The organism is Bartonella sp. MU70NMGDW, assembly GCF_042194085.1.
Taxonomy (GTDB): domain Bacteria; phylum Pseudomonadota; class Alphaproteobacteria; order Rhizobiales; family Rhizobiaceae; genus Bartonella; species Bartonella grahamii.
In genome coordinates this window covers 1-1,177 of sequence record NZ_JBHIMK010000356.1, presented here as the reverse complement: position 1 = coordinate 1,177, position 1,177 = coordinate 1, and the positions used below count along the sequence as shown (strand labels likewise).

At 32.5% G+C, this 1,177-nt stretch carries 1 pseudogene; it reads left to right on the top strand.

From position 1 onward, the window contains the following. Positions 1 to 201: pseudogene (locus ACFIKE_RS10970) on the top strand (peroxiredoxin); the annotation flags it as partial. Positions 202 to 1,177: the final 976 nt, after the last annotated feature.

Here is a 1,177-nt window from a genome sequence, read left to right as displayed (position 1 = left end):
GGTGAATTCACACGCAAAATGGGTATGCTGGTTGCAAAAGACAATGTTGGTTTCGGCATGCGATCATGGCGCTATGCAGCTGTTATTAATGATGGTGTGGTTGAGAAATGGTTTGAAGAAGCAGGTTTTTCAGATAATTGTGCAACAGATCCTTACGAAGTTTCTTCACCACAAAATGTTTTAAAAGCCTTGAAAAGCTAATTCCAACCCCGAATCGTCCATTTAAACAAAATTTTACGACACAAATTTCCTGAGGAAGAAGGTTTGTGTCGTTTATTTTTTGCAACATCTATTCGTGAAAGCAGACCCTATAAGTTGATTGTGCGTTTTCAGTGAAAAAATATTCCAGCAATAATTTTTTCAATAAATATTTCACGTTTTAACAGCTTTGAAAAAACTTGCAAAATTTCCAGTAAAAAATCTAAACCAATCATCGTGCTAAAAAATAAAGAGTTAAAAACTGTTGCACGCTATCAAAAAATGGTGATGCAATTGCGAAATGCGCAAATTCATGCAAAAAATCTCTCAGAAACATCAAGGGCTAACGTATCGATAAAATATGCAAGATCAATGTAAATTTCTCATATTGAGAAAGCCTTTGTGTCAAACAATAATTTGATTTATAAAGATAATTTATTATTTTGCATATTGAATGAGAGGAGCTGAATATCATAAGATTGTTTTATTTTATCTCCTTTTATATTGAATCCCTTAAAACTATTTTCTCGCTCATTAGTAAGTGAGATTGGCATATGAATAAATGATTAAAAAGAGTAAACATGCGTCTCGTAAACGCTCTAAAATACAAGAGCTATGAACATCATTACTGCAAGGTTCACAATAGCATCAAGAAAGAAAATACAGATCAAACATTTGTTTGAAGAGGCGCACAGTTCAAATTAACTTATGTCTCATAAAAAGAAGCAAATATGGCATAAAAACTGCTCTGCATAAAGAACCGTTCATGAAGAATATTAAATCAAAACAGATCCCGTAAACATTCCAATTCACATACCATAAATGGACTCATTGCTGTTCTCATAGCCATTTATTCTAAACTTTTATTTTTCTCTAAGAGAGAAACGATTAAAGGAGTTGTTTATTTGGATATTCTACCATAAAGTGTTTTTTCATTTCTTCCTCTTCTATCTCTTCCTCTTCATCGAGCTCAAAATCT